Here is an 18,891-nt window from a genome sequence, read left to right on the forward strand (position 1 = left end):
CCGTTATGTGGAGAAAGAGTTTCAGACCCGATGTCCTTTTCTCGCCACCTTGACCGGTTGTCAGCGTGCCGGGCAAACACGGACCGTGGTCATGCCGCCTCCACGGAGTAAGGCCCGGGGCCCCGCCTGAGCGGGGTCCCGGGCCTCACCGGAACGTGGTCCGAACCTCTTCGGAACCGCGGCGCCGAGCCTCAGACCGCCGTCCCGGCCGGCTCGGCCGGCGGCTCGGCGGGCTGTCCCTTGATGGACCTGATCAGGAGCTGGGAGACGTCCACGACCTCCAGGCTCTCCTTGGCCTCGCCCGCGTTCTTCTTCTCGTTGATCGAGTCGCCCAGCATGACCAGGCAGAACGGGCAGGCGGTGGAGATGGTGTCGGGGTCGGTGGTCAGCGCCTCGTCCACGCGCTCGGTGTTGATGCGCTTGCCGAGCCGCTCCTCCATCCACATCCGCGCGCCGCCGGCGCCGCAGCAGAAGCCGCGGTCCTTGTGCCGGTGCATCTCCTGGGTCCGCACGCCCGGCACCTTGGCCATGATGTCGCGCGGCTGGGAGTAGACCTTGTTGTGGCGGCCGAGGAAGCAGGGGTCGTGGTAGGTGATCTTCTCGTCGATCGGCGTGACCGGCACCAGCCGGCCCTCGTCCACCAGCCTGGCCAGCAGCTGGGTGTGGTGGACGACCTCGAAGGTCCCGCCGAGCTGCGGGTACTCGTTGGCCAGGGTGTTGAAGCAGTGCGGGCAGGTCGCGACGATCTTCTTGACCCCGGCCTCGTTCAGCGTCTCGATGTTCTGCTTGGCCAGCATGTCGAAGAGGTACTCCATGCCCAGGCGGCGGGCCGGGTCACCGGAGCACGCCTCCATCGGGCCGAGCACGGCGAACTTCACGCCCGCGACGTGCAGCAGCTCCGCGACCGCCTTGGTGGTCTTCTTGGCCCGGTCCTCCAGGGCGCCGGCGCAGCCGACCCAGAAGAGGTACTCGGTGTCCTCGGGCATCTTCTCGTCGACGAGCTGGATCTCGATGGGGTCGTCCTCGCGGGAGGCGAGCTCCTCGATCCAGTCGGCCCGCTTCATCTCGGACATCCCCCAGGGGTTGCCCTTGTTCTCCAGGTTGCGGACCATGACGCCGGCCTCGGTGGGGAAGTTGGACTCCACCATCGCCTGGTAGCGGCGCATGTCGAGGATGTGGTCGATGTGCTCGATGTCCACCGGGCACTGCTCGACGCAGGCGCCGCAGTTGGTGCAGGACCACAACACGTCCGGGTGGATGACGCCGTCCTCGCCGACCAGCGGCTTTTCGAGCAGGGCGAGCACGTCCTCGTGCAGGTCGGCGCGCTGCTCCTCGGTCGCCATGAGGTACGGCGCGATCTTGAAGGCGTGGTCGCGCTGGTCGAGGATCAGCATCTTCGGCGACAGCGGCTTGTCGGTGTTCCAGGCCGGGCACTGCGACTGGCAGCGGCCGCACTCGGTGCAGGTGTAGAAGTCGAGGAAGCCCTTCCAGCTGACGTCCTTGAGGCTGCCGCGGCCCAGCCGGTCGCCGTCGAGGTCCTCGTCCTCGAAGTCGACGACCTTGCCGTCGATCCGCAGCGGCTGGGCGGGGCCGTTGCCGTCGGGGCGGCGGGAGAACATCACGTTCAGCGGCGCGGTGAAGATGTGCAGGTGCTTGCTGTTCACCACGATGACGAGGAACACCAGCATGACGCCGATGTGCAGCAGCAGGCCGACGCCCTCCAGCACCTCGTTGGCCGTTGCGCCCAGCGGCCGCAGCAGCGCGGCGGCCGCCTCGGAGGCGAACGCCCCGGAGGCGTAGGGCAGGTTGCCGGTGTTGAAGGCGGCGCCGCGGAAGAGGAACATCGTCCAGATCACGTTGAAGATCATGAAGAGGACGAGCCAGGCGCCGCCGAGGTGCGAGCCGGAGAAGCGCGACTTGCGGCCGAGCTTCTTGGGGGAGTTCTTGATCCGGATGACCGTGAAGGCCACCAGCCCGATCAGGGCGGCGACCGCGATGAAGTCCTGCAGGAAGCCCAGCACGGGCCAGGTCCCGACGAGCGGGATGTGGAAGTCGGGCCGGCCGGTGACACCGCCCTGGATCAGCGCGCCGTACGCCTCAAGGTAGACGGTGGCCAGGATGAAGAACGCCCACATGACGAAGAAGTGGGCGGTGCCCGAAGGGGTCCACTTCAGCAGCTTCTTCTGCCCGAAGACCTCGACGAGCTGGGCCTTGATCTCCGCGCCCACGTTGTTCCTGGCGTACTCGATCCGCTCGGGCGCGGGTGGCCCGGCGGTGGCGAGGTTGTAAAGGAACAGCACGCGACGCGCGGCGAGTGTGACCGCGACGGCTGTCATGACCAGCCCGATGACCGCTACCCAGAGCACGGGGTCCTCCCACAGACGGCTTTGGCTGCCAGCGTACGACCGCCGGTCATCCAGGGTGACGACGGGTCACCACGGATCCTACCCATCGGTAACATGTCGTCCGTCCCGGACCCGCGGTGACCGTGGTCACCATACGGTCAATCCGCGTCCAGAACAATGCTCTACGGGCGCGGCGGGAGCCGTACGGCGGACCCGGGCGGACCGGTCAGTCCCCGTCCAGATACCGCTGGATCGCCGGCGCGAACAGCGCGACCAGCTCCTCGACGCCGGCCGAGGCGAGCGGATCGAGCCGCAGCACGTGCCGCATCACGATCAGGCCGAACATCTGGGAGAAGGCCGCCTCCATCCGGATCCGCGGAATGTCGAGGCCCCGGGCGGCCCGGTCCAGCAGCTCCTCGGTGAAGAACTCCCGCACCATGGCGGCCACCTGGTCGTTGGTCATCGCGGTACGGATCATGGCCAGCAGCGGCTGGCGTGCCTCCGCGTCCGCGGTCAGCGTCAGGACGAACCGGACGATCCGCTCGCCGACCTCCTCTCGCGGCCCGTCGACGAGGACCGGGACGACCTCCTCGGGGTTCAGCGGCAGGTCCATGACGGCGACGAACATCCCCGCCTTGCTCGTGAAGTAATGGTGGACCAGCGCCGGGTCCACCCCCGCCTGCCGGGCGATCCCCCGGACGGTCGCCCGGTCGAACCCCTTCTCCGCGAAGATCTGGCGCGCCGCCGCCAGGATCTGCCCCCGGGTGTCCGCCGACCCCGGCCTGCGCCCCGGACGCCGCCTGACCGCCGACGCGTCCTCCGCTCCCACGTCCCCGCCCGCGGTGTCCGCCGTGTCACCGGCGCGTCCCGCGTCCCTCACGCCCACGTCCCTACGTCCCTCAGGCCTTCGAGGGCGCGGTGAGGTGACGGCGGGCGAAGGCCAGCGCCTCGGTGAGGTCGTCGATCCGATCGGTACGGCTGGCCGCCTTACGCGTGTTGATCTCCAGCACCACCAGACCGCCGAAGCCGCTGCCCGCCAGGCGCTCCAGGATCGGCGCGCACGGCTGGTTCCCCCGGCCGGGGACCAGGTGCTCGTCCTTGTTCGCCGTCCCGAGGCCGTCGGCGAGGTGCAGGTGGGCGACCCGGTCACCGAGCTTGCCGAACATCTCCATGGCGTCGACGCCCGACACCGCCGTGTGCGACAGGTCCAGCGTCACCTGGGGGAAGTCGTAGTCGACCGGGTTCCAGCCCGGCGAGTAGGGCACCACCTCGTTGCCCCTGGCCCGCAGCGGGAACATGTTCTCCACCGCGAAGACGATGTCGGTCTCCTCGCGCATCCGGGCCAGGCCGGTCTCGAACTCGCGCGCGTAGTCGCGCTGCCAGCGGAACGGCGGATGCACCACGACCGTCCGGGCCCCGACCCGCTCGGCGGCCCGCTGCGCCCGCTGGAGCTTGGCCCAGGGGTCCTTGCCCCACACCCGCTGGGTCACCAGCAGGCAGGGGGCGTGGATGGCCAGGATCGGCAGCTGGTAGTGGTCGGACAGACGCTCCAGGACGTCGACGTCCTGGCTCACGGGGTCGGCGCCCACCATGATCTCGACACCGTCGTATCCGAGACGCGCGGCCAGCTCGAAGGCGTCCGGGGTGCGTTCGGGGTAAACCGACGCGGTGGACAAAGCGATCTTCGCACTGGATTCCCGGACAACGCTCATCTGTCTTTCCCTCCGGTTCGGAGCTCGCACGAACGGGCGTCGCGGCGTCCACCGGTCCGCACGTCCGCCCGGGTCTCCGGACCGCCTACCCGGGACGCGCGCGGGCTTGCCTCCCCGCGCCCGGCGTCCCATCCGCTTCGCTCGCTCACCTTGCCAGCCTAAGCGCGCCGGACGACCTGTGGAGTCGGCCTCGCGGATGCGACGGAGAACACACCGCTACCGTGAACGCATGCCGAGGCCGTTGAGGGGCGCCATCCCCAGCCCGAACATCTGGAACACCCCGCACGTCTACGAGTTGGAGAACCGCGCCGTGGACCCGGAGGGGCGCGCCGAGGCGGCGATGGCCGCCATCCGGCCGTGGGACGGCGCGACGGTCCTCGACATCGGCTGCGGGACCGGCTACCACCTGCCCTCCCTGGCGGCCACGGCCTCCCGCGTGATCGGCGTCGAGCCGCACGAGGGCCTCGCCCAGCTCGCCCGGCGCCGCTGCCGGGCCCTGCCCGGCGTCGAGGTCCACGTGGCCACCGCCCAGGCCCTGCCGCTCCCGGACGCGTCGGTGGACGTCGCCTTCGCCCGCTGGGCCTACTTCTTCGGCCCCGGCTGCGAACCCGGCCTCGCCGAGCTCTCCCGCGTCGTACGGCGAGGCGGCGCGGCCTTCGTCATCGACCTGGACGCCACCCGCGGCGCGTTCGGCCGCTGGTTCAGCCGCTCGGTCCCCGCCGCCTACTCCGCCGAGGCCGTCGAGCGTTTCTGGACCCGTCAGGGGTGGCACAGCCGGCCGCTGGACCTGCGCATGTCCTTCGAGCGCCGCGCCGACCTGGAGGCGGTGCTGCGCATCGAGTTCACCCCCGAGGTCGCCGAGCAGGCCGTCGCCGAGACCTCCGGTCTGGAGATCGACTACCCCAACGTGCTGCGCTGGCGGCGCTTCTGACCCCGGCCGGCGAGGGCGGGCCCGGGGCCGGGCCGGGAACGGGATCGCCCGCCGTACGGCTTGACCTTGACGCTGACGTCAACGCCTACCGTGACGGGTGAGGAGGTCCGAATGCGGATCGGAGAGCTCGCCAGACGTGCCGGGGTCAGCACCCGGGCGCTGCGCTACTACGAGCAGCAGGGGCTGATCACCGCGCGGCGCGCCGCCAACGGCTACCGCGAGTACAGCGAGGCGGACCTGCGGCTGGTCACCGAGATCAGGTCGCTGCTCACCGTCGGCTTCACGCTGGAGGACGCCCGGCCGTTCGTGGCGTGCCTGCGGGCCGGACACGAGTCGGGGGCCTCGTGCCCGGAGTCGGTGGAGGTCTACCGGCGCAAGCTGGCCGAGATCGACGGCGAGATCCACACGCTGCTCACACGCCGGGCCGAGGTGGCCGCCCAGCTCGGCGCGGCGTGCCCCGGATGCATGTTCGGGCCGCCTCCCGACCGGAACGAGGGAGAATCATGATCAATCTGACCACCGACAACTTCGCCGAGCAGGTGCTGGAGAGCGACAAGCCCGTCCTGGTGGACTTCTGGGCCGAGTGGTGCCCGCCGTGCCGGATGATCGCGCCGGTCCTGGAGCAGATCGAGGCCGAGTACGGCGACCGCCTCACGATCGCCAAGCTGAACTCCGACGAGCACCCGGAGATCGCGGCCCGCTACGGCGTCACGGGCCTGCCCACGCTCAACCTCTACAAAGGCGGCGAGGTGGTCCGGCAGATCGTCGGAGCCAAGCCCAAGCGCCTTCTCCTCGCCGACCTGGAGGGCCACATCTAGGTTCCGCTCCGCGGACCTTCACGGTGGCGGGTCCCCCACGGGACGGAGCCGGGTCGAGGCCGGGGCACGCGGACGCCGGGACCGGAAGGTCCGGGCGTCCCGCGCGGGCCGGGCGGCTCAGTGCCGGGTCCAGACCCAGGCCTCGCTGTCCTCGTCGTAGTCGGGGTTGCCGCCGACCGCGACGACCAGGTCGCCGTCCGGGGACCGCGCGAGGTCGTTCACCACGGGGCCCGACTGGGTGCCGGGCGTCCTCCCGTACGTCCAGCCCGCGCCGTCGAAGTGGAGGATCGTCCTTTCCCCGGCGCCCCGGCTCTCGCCGCCGGCCCAGAGCCCACCGTGCCCGTCGGACTCCACGGCGGTGAGGCGCGTGCCCTGCGGGAGAGGTCCGGCCTCCCTCCACCGGCTCCCGTCCCAGCGCAGCAGGAACTGGCGCCTCTCCTGGTCGGACACCTCGGCCGTGCCCAGCGCCCACGCCTCGTCCGGTGACACCACGAGCACGCGGTCCAGGACCGCGCCCCGCGCGCCCGGCACGGGCGGCGCCGGTACGGGGTCCCACCGCTCCCCCGCCCAGTGCATGATCATGGCCTGGCCGCCCGACCGGCCCACGGCCCACACGTCGCGGGGCGACAACGCGCCGAGGTCGTTCACCTCCGCGCCGGGCGGCAGCGGCGGCTCCGACCAGCCCGAGCCGTCCCACCGGCCGAGGAACGGCCGCGCGGGGTCGCCCCGGGTCGTGCCCGCCGTCCACACGTCGCGCGGTCCCGCGACGGCCGCCGCGCGCAGCCAGAGCCCGCCGGACCCGGCCGCGCCGCTCGTACCCGTGCCGCTCGTACGGTCCGGCCCCGCCGTGCCGTTCGTGCCCGCCGTACCGCTCGTGCCGTCTGCGCCCGTCGTGCCGCCCAGGCCGCCCCGGGCGGCCCACCCGGTGCCCGTCCAGCGCCAGGCGCGCCCGTCGTCGGAGAACACCCACAGGTCGTCGCGGGACGACGCCGCCAGCAGCCGGAAGAAGACCTCCCGCCTCCGGACGGGCGGGGCGACCTCACGCCAGGCGCGGCCGTCCCAGTGGGTGATCAGGGCCTCGCCCTCGTCCACCGTGCCGGCCGCCCAGACGTCGTCGGCGGCGAACGCCAGCGCGCTCGTCATCGACCCGCCCCACTCGCTCACCTCGGTCTGGGTCCACGGGGGCGCGGACGGGTCGGGCGACGGCGACGCGACCGGGGCGCGCGAGGCCGTCGTCACGCCGGGCGATCCCCGGCCCGGACCGGCCGTTCCGGGCGGCTCCCCGGCCGAGGGCGACCGGCCGGCCGTACCGCACGCCGCCAGCAGCGCGACCAGCGTCACGATCGTCACCAACCGTCCGGACATGGCCAGATCGTACGCGCCGCCGCCCGGCCGCGGCAGTCCCTCCCGCCCGGCGCGCGCCGCGGACGGGTGAAAGTTGTCGGTCGATGCCGGTAGCGTGCGGCCATGGCTAAGAAGGTCGGCTATCGCTGTGGTGAGTGCGGTTGGCAGACCGCCAAGTGGGTGGGTCGCTGCGGTGAGTGCCAGGCCTGGGGCACCGTCGAGGAGGAGACCGCGCGCGCCGGCGTGCACGTCGCCTCCGCCGGGGCGGTGTCGGCCCCGGCCGTCCCGATCGGGCAGGTCAAGGCCGAGGTGGCGCACGCCCGCGGCACCGGCGTGCCCGAGCTCGACCGGGTGCTCGGCGGCGGCGTGGTGCCCGGTGCGGTGATCCTGCTGGCCGGGGAGCCCGGCATCGGCAAGTCCACGCTCCTGCTCGACGCCGCGGCGAAGATGGCCCGGCAGCAGACCGTGCTGTACATCACGGGTGAGGAGTCGGCCGCCCAGGTGCGGGTCCGGGCCGACCGGATCGGCGCGATCCAGGAGCACCTCTACCTCGCGGCCGAGACCGACCTGGGCGCCCTGGTCACGCACGTCGAGAAGGTCCGGCCCGACCTGCTCGTCGTCGACTCGGTGCAGACCATCGGCTCGGCCCAGGCGACCGGCGTGCCCGGCGGCGTCACCCAGGTCAGGGAGGTCGCGGGCAATCTGGTCCGGCTGGCCAAGGAGCGCGGCATGTCCACGGTCCTGGTCGGCCACGTCACCAAGGAGGGCTCGATCGCGGGCCCCCGTACGCTGGAGCACCTGGTCGACGTGGTGCTCCACTTCGAGGGCGACCGCCACTCCCGGCTCCGCATGGTCCGCGCGATCAAAAACCGCTACGGTCCCGTCGACGAGGTCGGCTGCTTCGACCTGCACGAGGACGGCATCGAGGGCATCGCCGACGCCAGCGGCCTGTTCGTCTCCCACCGCACCGACCCCGTGCCCGGCACGTGCGTCACCGTCACCCTGGAGGGCACCCGGCCACTGCCCGCCGAGGTCCAGGCCCTCGTCGCCCGGACCGAGGCCCAGCAGCCGCGCCGCTCCACCTCCGGGCTCGACGCCTACCGCGTCACGATGGTGCTGGCCGTGCTGGAGCGGCGGCTCAACGCCAAGCTGGGCGGCTGCGACGTCTTCACCGCCACCGTGGGCGGCATCAAGCTCAACGATCCGGCGATCGACCTGTCGGTGATGCTCGCGGTGGCGAGCGCGGCCGGGGACAAGGCGCTGCCGTCCGGGCTGGTCGTGATGGGCGAGGTGGGTCTGGCCGGTGAGCTGCGCCCGGTGCGCGACGTACGGCGCCGCCTGTCGGAGGCCGCCCGGCTGGGCTTCACCCGCGCCCTCGTCCCGGCCGGCTCCCTGGACAGCGGTCGGCGCAAGGGCGCGGACCGCTCCCTGGTCCCGGTCGGCGGCCGGGCCGCGGGTTTCGCGCCCGGCTTCGACGTCATCGAGGCGGAGAACGTCTGGGACGCGCTCACCCACGTCACCTGAGGCTCCGGCTGAGGACCCGCTCTCCGGGTTCCGGTGAGGCTTCGTGGGTAAGCTGGGCCTGACGCGCAGACCACGGGGGTCAAGTGGCAACGACGTACAAAGGACTGGACGAGCGCCGCAGAGCCGTCCTGGCCGCCGTCGCACCGGGCACCGCCCTCCGCGACGGCCTGGAGCGCATCCTGCGCGGTCAGACGGGCGGCCTGATAGTGCTGGGCTACGACCGCACGGTCGAGGAGATCTGCAGCGGCGGCTTCGAGCTCGACGTCGAGTTCTCCGCGACGCGGCTGCGTGAGCTGGCCAAGATGGACGGCGCCATCGTGCTCAACTCCGGCGATCTGCGGATCGTCCGCGCGGCCGTGCACCTGATGCCCGACCCGTCCCTCCCGACCGACGAGTCCGGCACCCGGCACCGCACCGCCCAGCGGGTGGCCGTGCAGACGTCCCTGCCGGTGATCACCCTCAGCAAGTCCATGCGGATCATCGCCCTCTATCTCGACGGCGTCCGCTACGTGCTGGAGGAGTCCGCGGCGATCCTCTCCCGGGCCAACCAGGCCCTGGCCACGCTGGAGCGCTACAAGCACCGCCTGGACGAGGTGTCCGGCACGCTCTCGGCGCTGGAGATCGAGGACCTGGTGACGGTCCGCGACGTCGCGGTGGTCGCCCAGCGCCTGGAGATGGTCCGGCGCATCTCCGAGGAGATCGCCGGATACGTCGTGGAGCTCGGCACCGACGGCCGCCTGCTCTCCCTGCAGTTCGACGAGCTGGTGGCCGGCACCGAGACCGACCGCGAGCTGATCGTGCGCGACTACCTCCCCACGGAGGGCCGCCGGCGCGGGTTCGCCGAGGCCCTGCACCACCTCGACGAGCTCTCCTCCAGCGACCTGCTCGACCTGTCCGTCGTCGCGCGGGTCCTCGGCCATCCGGGCAGCGACGCCCTGGACACCTCGGTGAGTCCCCGGGGCTACCGCCTGCTGGCCAAGGTCCCCCGCCTGCCGGGCACGGTCGTCGACCGCCTGGTCGACCAGTTCGGCAGCCTGCAGAAGCTCCTGGCCGCCAGCATCGGCGACCTCCAGGAGGTGGGCGGCGTCGGCGAGGCCCGGGCCCGCCACATCCGCGAGGGCCTCTCCCGTCTCGCCGAGTCCTCCATCCTGGAGCGCTACGTCTGACCCCGTCGCGGGACCGTACGGGCCGGAACCCGCCGGGCTTCTCCGTCACCTCAGGTGGAAGACCGCCCTGTCGCCCTTGAGGCTCGGGGTGCCGACCGCCGCGACGTACGTGCCCGGCCGGGCCGCCGCGCCCTCGATCGCGCAGTCGGCGCCCGACCGCCGGCGGTCCCAGACGACCTCCCGGACGTACGGCACGCCCCGCTCCAGCCGGTGGAAGTCGTCGGCCCCGCCGCTGACGCAGTCGGCGGAGGACCACACCCGGTCGGCGCCGGAGGTGATCCGCACCTCCATGGCCCGCGGCCCGACGTCGGCCCGGCACGGCGTCTGGCCGGTGTTGACGAGGGTGAGCAGGAACTTCGGCTGGACGCCCGGCCCGTAGATCTCCCCCGTCCCACGCACGCTCAGCACGAGGTCGGCCGGGGAGCAGGAGCCGCCGGGCCGCCCGTCCGCCGAGGACGACGGCGACGGGGACGGGGACGGTGACGGCGGGGACGGCGTCCCGGAGGAGGAGGTGACCGTCACGGTCGGCAGGGCGGCCGACACCGCGTCCGGACCGGCCGGCCGGTCGGCCGAGCCCTCCTTCCGCGGACGCTCCGGCTTGCTCGACGAGCAGGCCCAGGCCACGACGGCGACCACCACGAGCACGCCGATGAGCGCGACCACCCGGCGCCGCCAGTAGACGTCCGCCCCTATTCCGCTACGGAAAGTGTCCGGGTCCATGCGTACAGTATGGGGACCGTGAGTGGAGTGGCAGGGGAGACCCGCCGCTGTCACGCGTTTCACGTCGGCGGGAAGGGGGCAGGCGGTCTCCGCCCCGCACTATCGTCGAAGCGTGCCCGAGTCGAACCCTCTCCTGGACCCCGTGCTCGGCTGGTACGCCGAGCACGCCCGCGACCTCCCCTGGCGGGCCCCCGGGGCCTCCCCCTGGTCGATCCTGGTCAGCGAGATCATGCTGCAGCAGACGCCCGTGGTCCGGGTGCTGCCCATCTGGACCGAGTGGATGGAGCGCTGGCCCACGCCCGCCGCCCTCGCCAAGGAGCCTCCCGGCGAGGCCGTACGCCACTGGGGACGCCTCGGATACCCGCGCCGCGCGCTCAACCTGCACGCCTGCGCGCGGGCGATCACCGAGCGGCACGGCGGGGAGGTGCCGTCCGACCACGCCACCCTGCTGGCGCTGCCGGGCGTCGGCGAGTACACCGCGGCCGCGGTGGCCAGCTTCGCCTTCGGGGGCCGCCACGCGGTCCTGGACACCAACGTCAGGCGGGTCCTGGCGCGGGCCGTGCGAGGCGAGGAGTATCCGCCGAAGGCGACCACGCCGCCCGAGCGCAGGCTCGCCGAGTCGCTGCTGCCCGGCCCGGACGAGGCGCCCGTCTGGGCGGTCGCCGTCATGGAGCTGGGCGCGCTGGTCTGCACCGCCCGGGCTCCACGCTGCGCCGACTGCCCGGTCAGCGCGCTGTGCGCCTGGCGCCTGGCCGGCAAGCCGCCCTACGACGGGCCCGCCCGCCGGGGGCAGTCCTACGAGGGCACCGACCGCCAGTGCCGGGGGCGCCTGCTGGCGGTCCTGCGCCAGGCCCACGGCCCGGTCCCCAAGGCCGCCCTGGACGCGGTCTGGGAGAGCGACACACAGCGGGAACGCGCCCTGGACGGCCTCGTCGCCGACGGGCTGGCCGAGGTACTGGACGACGGCACCTACCGCCTGCCCGGCTGAACCGCCGACCGGCGCTCAGGCGGCCAGGCGCAGGCCGAGCGCGGTGAGGTTGGTGCGGGCCCAGTCGAGCTCGTCGGCGAGGGCGGTGACCAGCGCGCCGGGGCCCTTGGCACGGACCGGCACGGCCAGATCGTGGGTCTCGACCTCGATGTGGGCGGTGCCGTTCACCGCGCCGGAGAGCATCGCGGTGAGGGTGTCCTCCAGGATCGAGCGGGTGCTCGGGAGCTCCCGGCGGGCGTCGCTCACGTGGTTGTGGACGTGACCGAGCTTCACCACCGGGGCGCCGGCGTCGGCCAGGCCGCGCAGCGCCGTGCCCGGCTCCTCCGCGCCGCCGGCGAGGTGGCAGGCGTCCAGGCAGACGCCGAGGTGCTCGGAGTCGATGTCGCAGACCCGGTCGAGGGCCTGCTTGGTGGTCTCCAGCACGCAGCCGGGCCACGGCTCGAAGCCGACCCTGATGGTCTTGCCGGTGACGCTGTACAGGCCACGCAGCTCACGCGAGAGACGCTCCAGGCGGCGGGTCGCGATCGCGTGCAGGTCGGACGGCCAGTCGCGGCGCCAGCCGATGGGGATGGTGGAGATGCTGCCGAAGCGGACGTCCTCCGGCAGCAGGAAGGCCAGGATCTTGGCCAGCGCCATCGTGTAGCGGTAGCGCTCGGGCTTGGCCCAGTCGGGGCCGGGAGCGTCCTGGTTGCGCCCGCCGGTGCCGTTGAGGCTGACGACCTCCAGGCCGCGCTCCTCCAGGGAGCGGCGCAGCCGTACCAGTTCGATCCGGTCGGCGATGAGGTGGTCGGCCACCCCCGGAGACAGCCAGAGGCCGACGCCCATCCGGTCGACGCCCAGGCGCTTGCGCACCGGCACCGCGTACCGGGTCAGGTGGGCGATGAGGTTCTCCAGGTCTTCAGCGGGATGCACGCCCGCGTTGTAGGACAGGTGAACGAGCGTCCCGTCCTCGTGCCGCAAACGCATCCGATGCCTCCAAGACGTGCTCTGTACGGCGATCCCGGACGCCCGCGCGGAAACCCGAGCCGCGGGCCGGCGGGTCCTTTGCCGCCGAGGGTTCGACCGGATCCGCCGAGCTTCCCGCTTGGGCCCCGGTCCCCGCGTCATCCCCGGAGCCGATACGTCGGTACGTCGGCGGGCTGACGTCAGGACCGGTCACGACGTCGTGACCGCCGAACCAGGTCACGCCGATGAGCCGGCCGAATCACTCTACAGAGTGTAGTACTACTTACGGTGGCGGTATACCTTCTTCCAGAACAAAAGAGCGGACCCCGCCGTGAGACTGCTCACGGGGGGTCCGCTCAAAGTTGTGCCACCACGTCGTACCACCGCCGGATCGGCGCCGGGCCGGCACCGATCCGGACCGGGTCAGTGCTGGATCGGCTCCGCGATCGCGGCCGCCGAGTCGGGGACCCGGTCGGCCGGCGCGGCCTCGCCGACGAAGACGAACTTGGCGGCGTCGCCCTCGCCCTCGATCGAGACCTTGACGATCTGGCCGGGACGGAGCTCGCCGTACAGGATCTTCTCCGACAGCGTGTCCTCCAGCTCGCGCTGGATCGTCCGGCGCAGCGGCCGGGCGCCCATCACCGGGTCGTAGCCGCGGTCGGCCAGCAGCTTCTTCGCCTCCGGCGAGACCTCCAGGCCCATGTCGCGGTCCTTCAGACGCTCGGCGACCTGCGCCAGCATCAGGTCCACGATGCTGATGATCTCCTTCGGCGTGAGCTGGTGGAAGACCACGATGTCGTCGACGCGGTTGAGGAACTCGGGCCGGAAGTGCTGCTTGAGCTCCTCCTGCACCTTGGCCTTCATCCGGTCGTAGTTCGACTCGGTGTCGTTGGACTTCGCGAAGCCCACCCCGATGCCCTTGGAGATGTCCCGGGTGCCGAGGTTGGTCGTCATGATGATGACGGTGTTCTTGAAGTCCACCACGCGGCCCTGGGCGTCGGTCAGGCGACCGTCCTCCAGGATCTGGAGCAGCGAGTTGAAGATGTCCGGGTGGGCCTTCTCGATCTCGTCGAAGAGGACCACGGAGAACGGCTTGCGCCGCACCTTCTCGGTGAGCTGGCCGCCCTCCTCGTATCCGACGTAGCCGGGAGGCGAGCCGAACAGCCGGGAGACGGTGTGCTTCTCCATGAACTCGGACATGTCCAGCATGATCAGCGCGTCCTCGTCCCCGAACAGGAACTCGGCCAGCGTCTTGGACAGCTCGGTCTTACCGACGCCGGACGGACCGGCGAAGATGAACGAGCCACCCGGGCGGCGCGGGTCCTTCAGACCGGCGCGGGTGCGGCGGATCGAGCGGGACAGGCCCTTGATGGCGTCGTCCTGGCCGATGATCCGCTTGTGCAGCTCGTCCTCCATGCGGAGCAGCCGCTGGGACTCCTCCTCGGTGAGCTTGAAGACCGGGATGCCGGTGGCGGTCGCCAGGACCTCGGCGATGAGCTCCTCGGTGACCTCGGCGACGACGTCCATGTCGCCGGCCTTCCACTCCTTCTCCCGGCGCTCACGCTTGAGCTGGAGCTGCTTCTCCTGGTCGCGCAGCGCGGCGGCCTTCTCGAAGTCCTGCGCGTCGATCGCGGACTCCTTGTCGCGCCGCACGTTGGCGATCTTCTCGTCGTACTCGCGCAGGTCCGGCGGCGCGGTCATGCGGCGGATGCGCATGCGCGAGCCGGCCTCGTCGATCAGGTCGATCGCCTTGTCGGGCAGGAACCGGTCGCTGATGTAGCGGTCGGCGAGCTGCGCGGCGGCCACGAGGGCGCCGTCGGTGATCGAGACCCGGTGGTGGGCCTCGTAACGGTCGCGCAGGCCCTTGAGGATCTCGATCGTGTGGCTGAGGCTGGGCTCGGCCACCTGGATCGGCTGGAAGCGGCGCTCCAGCGCGGCGTCCTTCTCCAGGTGCTTGCGGTACTCGTCGAGGGTGGTGGCGCCGATGGTCTGCAGCTCGCCGCGGGCCAGCATCGGCTTGAGGATGCTGGCGGCGTCGATCGCGCCCTCTGCGGCGCCCGCGCCCACGAGCGTGTGCAGCTCGTCGATGAACAGGATGATGTCGCCGCGGGTGCGGATCTCCTTGAGCACCTTCTTGAGGCGCTCCTCGAAGTCACCGCGGTAGCGGGAGCCCGCCACCAGCGCGCCGAGGTCCAGGGTGTAGAGCTGCTTGTCCTTGAGCGTCTCGGGAACCTCGCCCTTGACGATCTTCTGGGACAGGCCCTCGACGACGGCGGTCTTGCCGACGCCGGGCTCACCCACCAGGACCGGGTTGTTCTTGGTCCTCCGGGAGAGGACCTGCATGACCCGCTCGATCTCCTTGTCGCGGCCGATGACCGGGTCGAGCTTGCCCTCACGGGCGGCCTGCGTCAGGTTGCGGCCGAACTGGTCCAGCACAAGGGAGGTCGACGGCGCCGACTCCTGCGGACCGCCCGCGGCGGCCGGCTCCTTGCCCTGGTAACCGTGGAGCAACTGGATCACCTGCTGCCGGACGCGGTTGAGGTCCGCCCCCAGCTTCACCAGCACCTGGGCTGCCACGCCCTCGCCCTCACGGATGAGGCCGAGCAGGATGTGCTCGGTGCCGATGTAGTTGTGACCCAGCTGCAAGGCCTCTCGGAGCGACAGCTCAAGGACCTTCTTGGCGCGCGGGGTGAAGGGAATGTGCCCCGAAGGCGCGGACTGTCCCTGGCCGATGATCTCCTCGACCTGCTGACGCACACCTTCGAGGCTGATGCCGAGGCTCTCCAGAGCCTTGGCGGCAACGCCTTCACCTTCATGGATCAAGCCAAGAAGAATGTGCTCCGTACCGATGTAGTTGTGGTTGAGCATCCGGGCCTCTTCTTGGGCCAGGACGACAACCCGCCGTGCGCGGTCGGTGAACCTCTCGAACATCTCGTCGCTCCTCACAGAGCGGTCAGGCAGGTCCGGGATATCCGGGCCCTGTCATCCCGCATGGTAGCCCCGCCCAGACGACCGCTCTATGAACGAGACGTTCCCCGGGAGCAGGGCGTTCACCCTCCATCCAACTACTTACCGGGGGTGAGATGTTCCCGCTACGCCGCAAGCGAACGACGTTTATAGACGATCAAACGCGCCATGCGGTCATGGCCGCCACCGGACCCCACCGTGGCCGCCATAACCGCATGATTCAACGATCCCGCGAGCAGTCGCGCGACACTCGCTAGTGAGCCGCTTCGTACTGCTCGACGATCTTGGAGGCGATACGGCCGCGCTCGCTGACATTAAGGCCGTGCGACTTCGCCCAAGCCCGGATGTCGGCACTCTTCTCCCGCGTGAGAGCCCTGCTGCCGCCGGCGCGGCGGCGACGCGGAGCCGCGCCGGAACGGCGGGCGCTCTGCACGAAAGGCGACAGGGAGTCGCGGAGCTTCTTCGCGTTTACTTCACTGAGATCAATCTCGTAGCTCGTGCCGTCAATCGCGAAGGCGACCGTCTCATTGGCCTCGCCCCCATCGAGGTCGTCGATGAGAATCTCCTGGATCTGCTTGGCCATCTACGCAATCCTTTCGCGGAGTATTGTTTCATTCGCTAGCCAAACATATACCCGCCATCGGGGGGCGGCAATTCCGGGACCCCGGCGATTCTCCTGGGAACCCGACCGGAACCGGACGGCCGCGATCATCCGTCCTGGGACCCGGCGGTCTCCTCCCGTTTTGCCGGACGCCGACCGGCGGCTTCACTGCGAAGAAGCTTGACCGCTCCGTAGATGAAGGCCCCGCCGACGACCACCGGGGGTATCAACGCGGACAATACGTCGTTCATTCGTCCTCGCTCCGCAGCGTGGGTGACTTTCTGGGAACCGTGGAATTCCTGGGACGGCGTGGCCCGCCCGCGGACGGGAAGCCGCCGGGACCGTGGGCGCCCGCCCAGGGACGACCTTAGCGTCACCGGGGGGCGGCACGGGCCCCCGGGACCGCCCATCTCCACCTTAATGCTTCTCTCCAGCCGTCTTACCGGTTGCCGTCCGTAAAGCCGAGGGGAAAAAACCGACAGGACGATCATCTGATGATCACTCCGCCGAAAAACCAATGTCAACTACGGCCACTTGACAGCGACTCCCTCCCGACGGCCCCGGAAACCCCCTGCTCACAAGGGTTTTTCGACCGCAACAGAAAAGATCTTGCCGAAGCTCCGGATCATCATCACCGGGTCGGCGGCGGTAATGTCAAGAGGACGGGAACACCCGGGTGGAGCCCCGTCGGGCCTCGCCCTCTTCGGTGGGCGGCCGGTTCCGCGGTACGCCTTCGTCCCGCGGAACAAGACGGATCTTCATCGCTTTCTTCCCAAGCCTACGGCCCCCCGGGCGCAAGGAACATAGTCGTAGCCCTTATAACCACCAAACCGCCGGGCCGGTGACGCCCCGCTAACCCGGGCCGGATCCGCGAGAACGCCTTCCCGGGCGTGGCGGGAAGGCGCGCCGGCATTCCCCCGCCGGGCCGGGAGAAGACGCGGGAAGTCGCGGGCGGCCGCGGCCCGGCCCGCCCGTCACCCGCCATTCGCCGGACGTCACGGAAGTTCCCCCGGTAACTGTCACCCCATTGACGCCCGATAGGCACCCGGCGTGACGGCACGGCCGATCCACGGGGTTTGTCGTGACCGGAAGCACACTTGGAAGGCTCCATAACGCCCTCCCCGGGGAAGCCCGGAAGAAGGCCCATAACGCCCCGCACGGACACGCCCGGGTTCACACCCCGCCACAACCGCCTCCGGACGCCGTTACCGTCCCTTCCGGAGTGCCGTTACCCCGCTCGTTTCCCTTCACACACGAAAAAACGGGGCCGGCGGTTCAACCCGCCGGCCCCGTTTTTTCGGGAACTGCCGGAACTACCTGGTCTTCACGACCGTCGTGGCGGCGGCCTTGTCGTGCAGGCACTGGTGCAGCGGCTTGTCCCACAGCTGCCAGAGCACGTTCACCAGGGAGAAGATCCCGATGATGAAGCCCACGAAGGGAATGCCGCGCAGTATGGACGGGCCCCACAGGACGCCCGCCCGGCTCATGGCCTTGTTCGAGGGGAGCCCCTCTGCCTGGGGCGCCCCGCCGACCGGCACGACCTTGATGCCCATGGCCATCTTGCCGACGGTCTGCCCCTTCGCCTTCAGCATCAGGAACTCGTAGACGAAGTAGATCAGCCCGCCGACGAGACCGGTGAGGAAGGTGGCGAGGAACGTCCCGCTCCCGACGCTGTACTCCCCGGTCTCCATGTTGAAGGACGGGGCGGTGACCAGGATCCCGGTCAGCACGAGCGTGACGACGAACGTGGGGATCGCCAGGATCAGGCCGTCGATGATGCGGGCGACCAGGCGCTGCCACCACTCGGCGAGCGGGGCCGACACGCCCGGGGCGTGGCCGTCGCCCCACTGCGGGGTGTAGCCCTGCTGGGCGTACGCCTGCTGCTGGTCGTAGGAGGGCTGCTGGCCGTAGCCCTGCTGGGCGCCGTAGCTCTGCTGGCCGTACGCCTGCTGCTGGTCGTAGGACGGCTGCTGGCCGTACTGCGGCTGCCCGCCCTGGCCGTAGGCGCCCTGGTCGTAGGAGGGCTGCTGGCCGTAACCGCCGGGCTGGGAGTTCTGCTGGCCGTAGGACGGCTGCTGGCCGTACCCCGGCTGGGCGCCCTGCTGGCCGTACTGCTGCTGGTCGTACGACGGCTGCTGGCCGTAGCCGGGCTGGGCGCCCTGGCCGTACGCCTGCTGCTGGTCGTAGGAAGGCTGCTGACCGTACCCCGGCTGAGCGCCCTGCTGGCCGTACCCGGGCTGGGAGGCCTGCTGGCCGTACTGCTGCTGGTCGTACGACGGCTGCTGACCGTAGCCGCCGGGCTGGGCGCCCTGCTGGCCGTACCCCGGCTGGGAGCCCTGCTGCCCGTAGGACGGCTGCTGGCCGTAGCCCGGGGCGCCCTGCTGGCCGTACGCCTGCTGCTGGTCGTAGGACGGCTGCTGGCCGTAGCCCGGGGCGCCCTGCTGGCCGTACGCCTGCTGCTGGTCGTAGGACGGCTGCTGGCCGTAGCCCGGCTGGGAGCTCTGCTGGCCGTAGGCGCCCTGGTCGTACGACGGCTGCTGACCGCCGTACCCCGGCTGTCCGCCCTGGCCATAGGCGCCGGGCTGACCGTAGCCGGGCTGGCCCTGTCCCGGACCGGTGTTGTCCGTCCGATATCCCACGATTGTCGCGTCGGGATCGTGTTCGTCGGGGCCTCTGCCCATGTCGTGCGAGCCGTATCCGGAGTGTCCCGACGGTGTGCGGTCGCGGTCGGGATCATCCTGCGGATACGGCGGCTGTCCGGTGGTCACCGCGTCACCTCACTTCGACTACGCATGTGGCGCGTTCAAGACTCACATGCACGTTGCAGCAC

At 71.0% G+C, this 18,891-nt stretch carries 15 protein-coding genes; 6 read left to right on the forward strand and 9 right to left on the reverse strand.

Annotation, left to right across the window (positions count from 1 at the left end; translation table 11 throughout):
- Nucleotides 1-191: 191 nt before the first annotated feature.
- From ACQP10_RS36590 to ACQP10_RS36600, 3 genes are all read right to left on the reverse strand, one after another.
- Entirely contained in the window at nt 192-2,366 is a 2,175-nt protein-coding gene (locus ACQP10_RS36590) for a (Fe-S)-binding protein (protein ID WP_433540559.1), read from the reverse strand.
- Between the two features lie 205 nt (nt 2,367-2,571).
- On the reverse strand, nt 2,572-3,225 hold the full coding sequence (locus ACQP10_RS36595) for a TetR family transcriptional regulator (RefSeq protein ID WP_346018468.1): 654 nt from the start codon (nt 3,223-3,225) through the stop codon (nt 2,572-2,574).
- Nucleotides 3,226-3,244: 19 nt separating this feature from the next.
- Nucleotides 3,245-4,057, reverse strand: a complete 813-nt coding sequence (locus tag ACQP10_RS36600) for a sugar phosphate isomerase/epimerase family protein (protein WP_179822053.1) — start codon at nt 4,055-4,057, stop codon at nt 3,245-3,247.
- Between the two features lie 229 nt (nt 4,058-4,286).
- On the opposite strand from ACQP10_RS36600, the gene ACQP10_RS36605 reads away from it, so the two are divergent.
- The 3 genes from ACQP10_RS36605 (at nt 4,287) to trxA (ending at nt 5,806) form a co-directional block, all read left to right on the forward strand.
- Nucleotides 4,287-4,988 carry a class I SAM-dependent methyltransferase gene (locus tag ACQP10_RS36605; RefSeq protein WP_346018467.1) on the forward strand — a complete coding sequence of 234 codons (702 nt, stop codon included), beginning with the start codon at nt 4,287-4,289 and terminating at the stop codon, nt 4,986-4,988.
- A gap of 111 nt (nt 4,989-5,099) precedes the next feature.
- Nucleotides 5,100-5,495 carry a MerR family transcriptional regulator gene (locus ACQP10_RS36610; protein WP_179822048.1) on the forward strand — a complete coding sequence of 132 codons (396 nt, stop codon included), beginning with the start codon at nt 5,100-5,102 and terminating at the stop codon, nt 5,493-5,495.
- Nucleotides 5,492-5,806: a thioredoxin gene (gene trxA, locus ACQP10_RS36615; RefSeq protein ID WP_179822046.1), complete on the forward strand. Its 315-nt coding sequence runs from the start codon at nt 5,492-5,494 to the stop codon at nt 5,804-5,806. Before ACQP10_RS36610 ends, trxA begins: the two co-directional genes overlap by 4 nt.
- A 117-nt stretch (nt 5,807-5,923) precedes the next feature.
- Here trxA and ACQP10_RS36620 read toward each other — a convergent pair whose 3' ends face one another.
- A complete protein-coding gene (locus tag ACQP10_RS36620; protein ID WP_433540560.1) occupies nt 5,924-7,171 on the reverse strand; it encodes a hypothetical protein in 1,248 nt (415 codons plus the stop codon).
- Between the two features lie 102 nt (nt 7,172-7,273).
- On the opposite strand from ACQP10_RS36620, the gene radA reads away from it, so the two are divergent.
- Both radA and disA read left to right on the forward strand, forming a co-directional pair.
- On the forward strand, nt 7,274-8,674 hold the full coding sequence (radA, locus tag ACQP10_RS36625) for a DNA repair protein RadA (RefSeq protein WP_179822042.1): 1,401 nt from the start codon (nt 7,274-7,276) through the stop codon (nt 8,672-8,674).
- An 83-nt stretch (nt 8,675-8,757) separates the two neighbouring features.
- Entirely contained in the window at nt 8,758-9,840 is a 1,083-nt protein-coding gene (disA, locus tag ACQP10_RS36630) for a DNA integrity scanning diadenylate cyclase DisA (protein WP_179822040.1), read from the forward strand.
- Nucleotides 9,841-9,885: 45 nt separating this feature from the next.
- Here the strand turns inward: disA and ACQP10_RS36635 are convergent, their stop codons facing one another.
- Entirely contained in the window at nt 9,886-10,560 is a 675-nt protein-coding gene (locus ACQP10_RS36635) for a hypothetical protein (protein ID WP_399498544.1), read from the reverse strand.
- Nucleotides 10,561-10,672: 112 nt separating this feature from the next.
- Here ACQP10_RS36635 and ACQP10_RS36640 point away from each other — a divergent pair, with 112 nt between their 5' ends.
- Nucleotides 10,673-11,548, forward strand: coding sequence for an A/G-specific adenine glycosylase (locus ACQP10_RS36640; protein ID WP_312873343.1), 876 nt, complete (start codon nt 10,673-10,675; stop codon nt 11,546-11,548).
- A 15-nt stretch (nt 11,549-11,563) separates the two neighbouring features.
- On the opposite strand, the gene ACQP10_RS36645 is transcribed toward ACQP10_RS36640, so the two are convergent.
- The 4 genes from ACQP10_RS36645 to ACQP10_RS36660 form a co-directional block, all read right to left on the reverse strand.
- Entirely contained in the window at nt 11,564-12,514 is a 951-nt protein-coding gene (locus ACQP10_RS36645; RefSeq protein WP_179822033.1) for a sugar phosphate isomerase/epimerase family protein, read from the reverse strand.
- Between the two features lie 402 nt (nt 12,515-12,916).
- Complete coding sequence (locus ACQP10_RS36650; RefSeq protein WP_346018462.1) at nt 12,917-15,424, reverse strand: ATP-dependent Clp protease ATP-binding subunit; 2,508 nt, start codon at nt 15,422-15,424, stop codon at nt 12,917-12,919.
- Between the two features lie 289 nt (nt 15,425-15,713).
- Nucleotides 15,714-16,043, reverse strand: a complete 330-nt coding sequence (locus tag ACQP10_RS36655) for a histone-like nucleoid-structuring protein Lsr2 (RefSeq protein WP_179822029.1) — start codon at nt 16,041-16,043, stop codon at nt 15,714-15,716.
- Nucleotides 16,044-17,374: 1,331 nt separating this feature from the next.
- Entirely contained in the window at nt 17,375-18,829 is a 1,455-nt protein-coding gene (locus ACQP10_RS36660) for an RDD family protein (protein ID WP_433540561.1), read from the reverse strand.
- Nucleotides 18,830-18,891 lie beyond the last annotated feature (62 nt).

Source organism: Streptosporangium sandarakinum, assembly GCF_050942225.1.
Classification (GTDB): Bacteria; Actinomycetota; Actinomycetes; order Streptosporangiales; family Streptosporangiaceae; genus Streptosporangium; species Streptosporangium nondiastaticum.

Bases quoted from the DNA above. Each gene is read 5' to 3' on its own strand.
- ACQP10_RS36610 (WP_179822048.1), top strand. From the start codon at position 5,100: ATGCGGATCGGAGAGCTCGCCAGACGTGCCGGGGTCAGCACCCGGGCG.
- ACQP10_RS36600 (WP_179822053.1), bottom strand. From the start codon at position 4,057: ATGAGCGTTGTCCGGGAATCCAGTGCGAAGATCGCTTTGTCCACCGCG.
- ACQP10_RS36655 (WP_179822029.1), bottom strand. From the start codon at position 16,043: ATGGCCAAGCAGATCCAGGAGATTCTCATCGACGACCTCGATGGGGGC.
- ACQP10_RS36645 (WP_179822033.1), bottom strand. From the start codon at position 12,514: ATGCGTTTGCGGCACGAGGACGGGACGCTCGTTCACCTGTCCTACAAC.
- ACQP10_RS36635 (WP_399498544.1), bottom strand. From the start codon at position 10,560: ATGGACCCGGACACTTTCCGTAGCGGAATAGGGGCGGACGTCTACTGG.
- ACQP10_RS36620 (WP_433540560.1), bottom strand. From the start codon at position 7,171: ATGTCCGGACGGTTGGTGACGATCGTGACGCTGGTCGCGCTGCTGGCG.
- trxA (WP_179822046.1), top strand. From the start codon at position 5,492: ATGATCAATCTGACCACCGACAACTTCGCCGAGCAGGTGCTGGAGAGC.
- ACQP10_RS36650 (WP_346018462.1), bottom strand. From the start codon at position 15,424: ATGTTCGAGAGGTTCACCGACCGCGCACGGCGGGTTGTCGTCCTGGCC.
- radA (WP_179822042.1), top strand. From the start codon at position 7,274: ATGGCTAAGAAGGTCGGCTATCGCTGTGGTGAGTGCGGTTGGCAGACC.
- ACQP10_RS36605 (WP_346018467.1), top strand. From the start codon at position 4,287: ATGCCGAGGCCGTTGAGGGGCGCCATCCCCAGCCCGAACATCTGGAAC.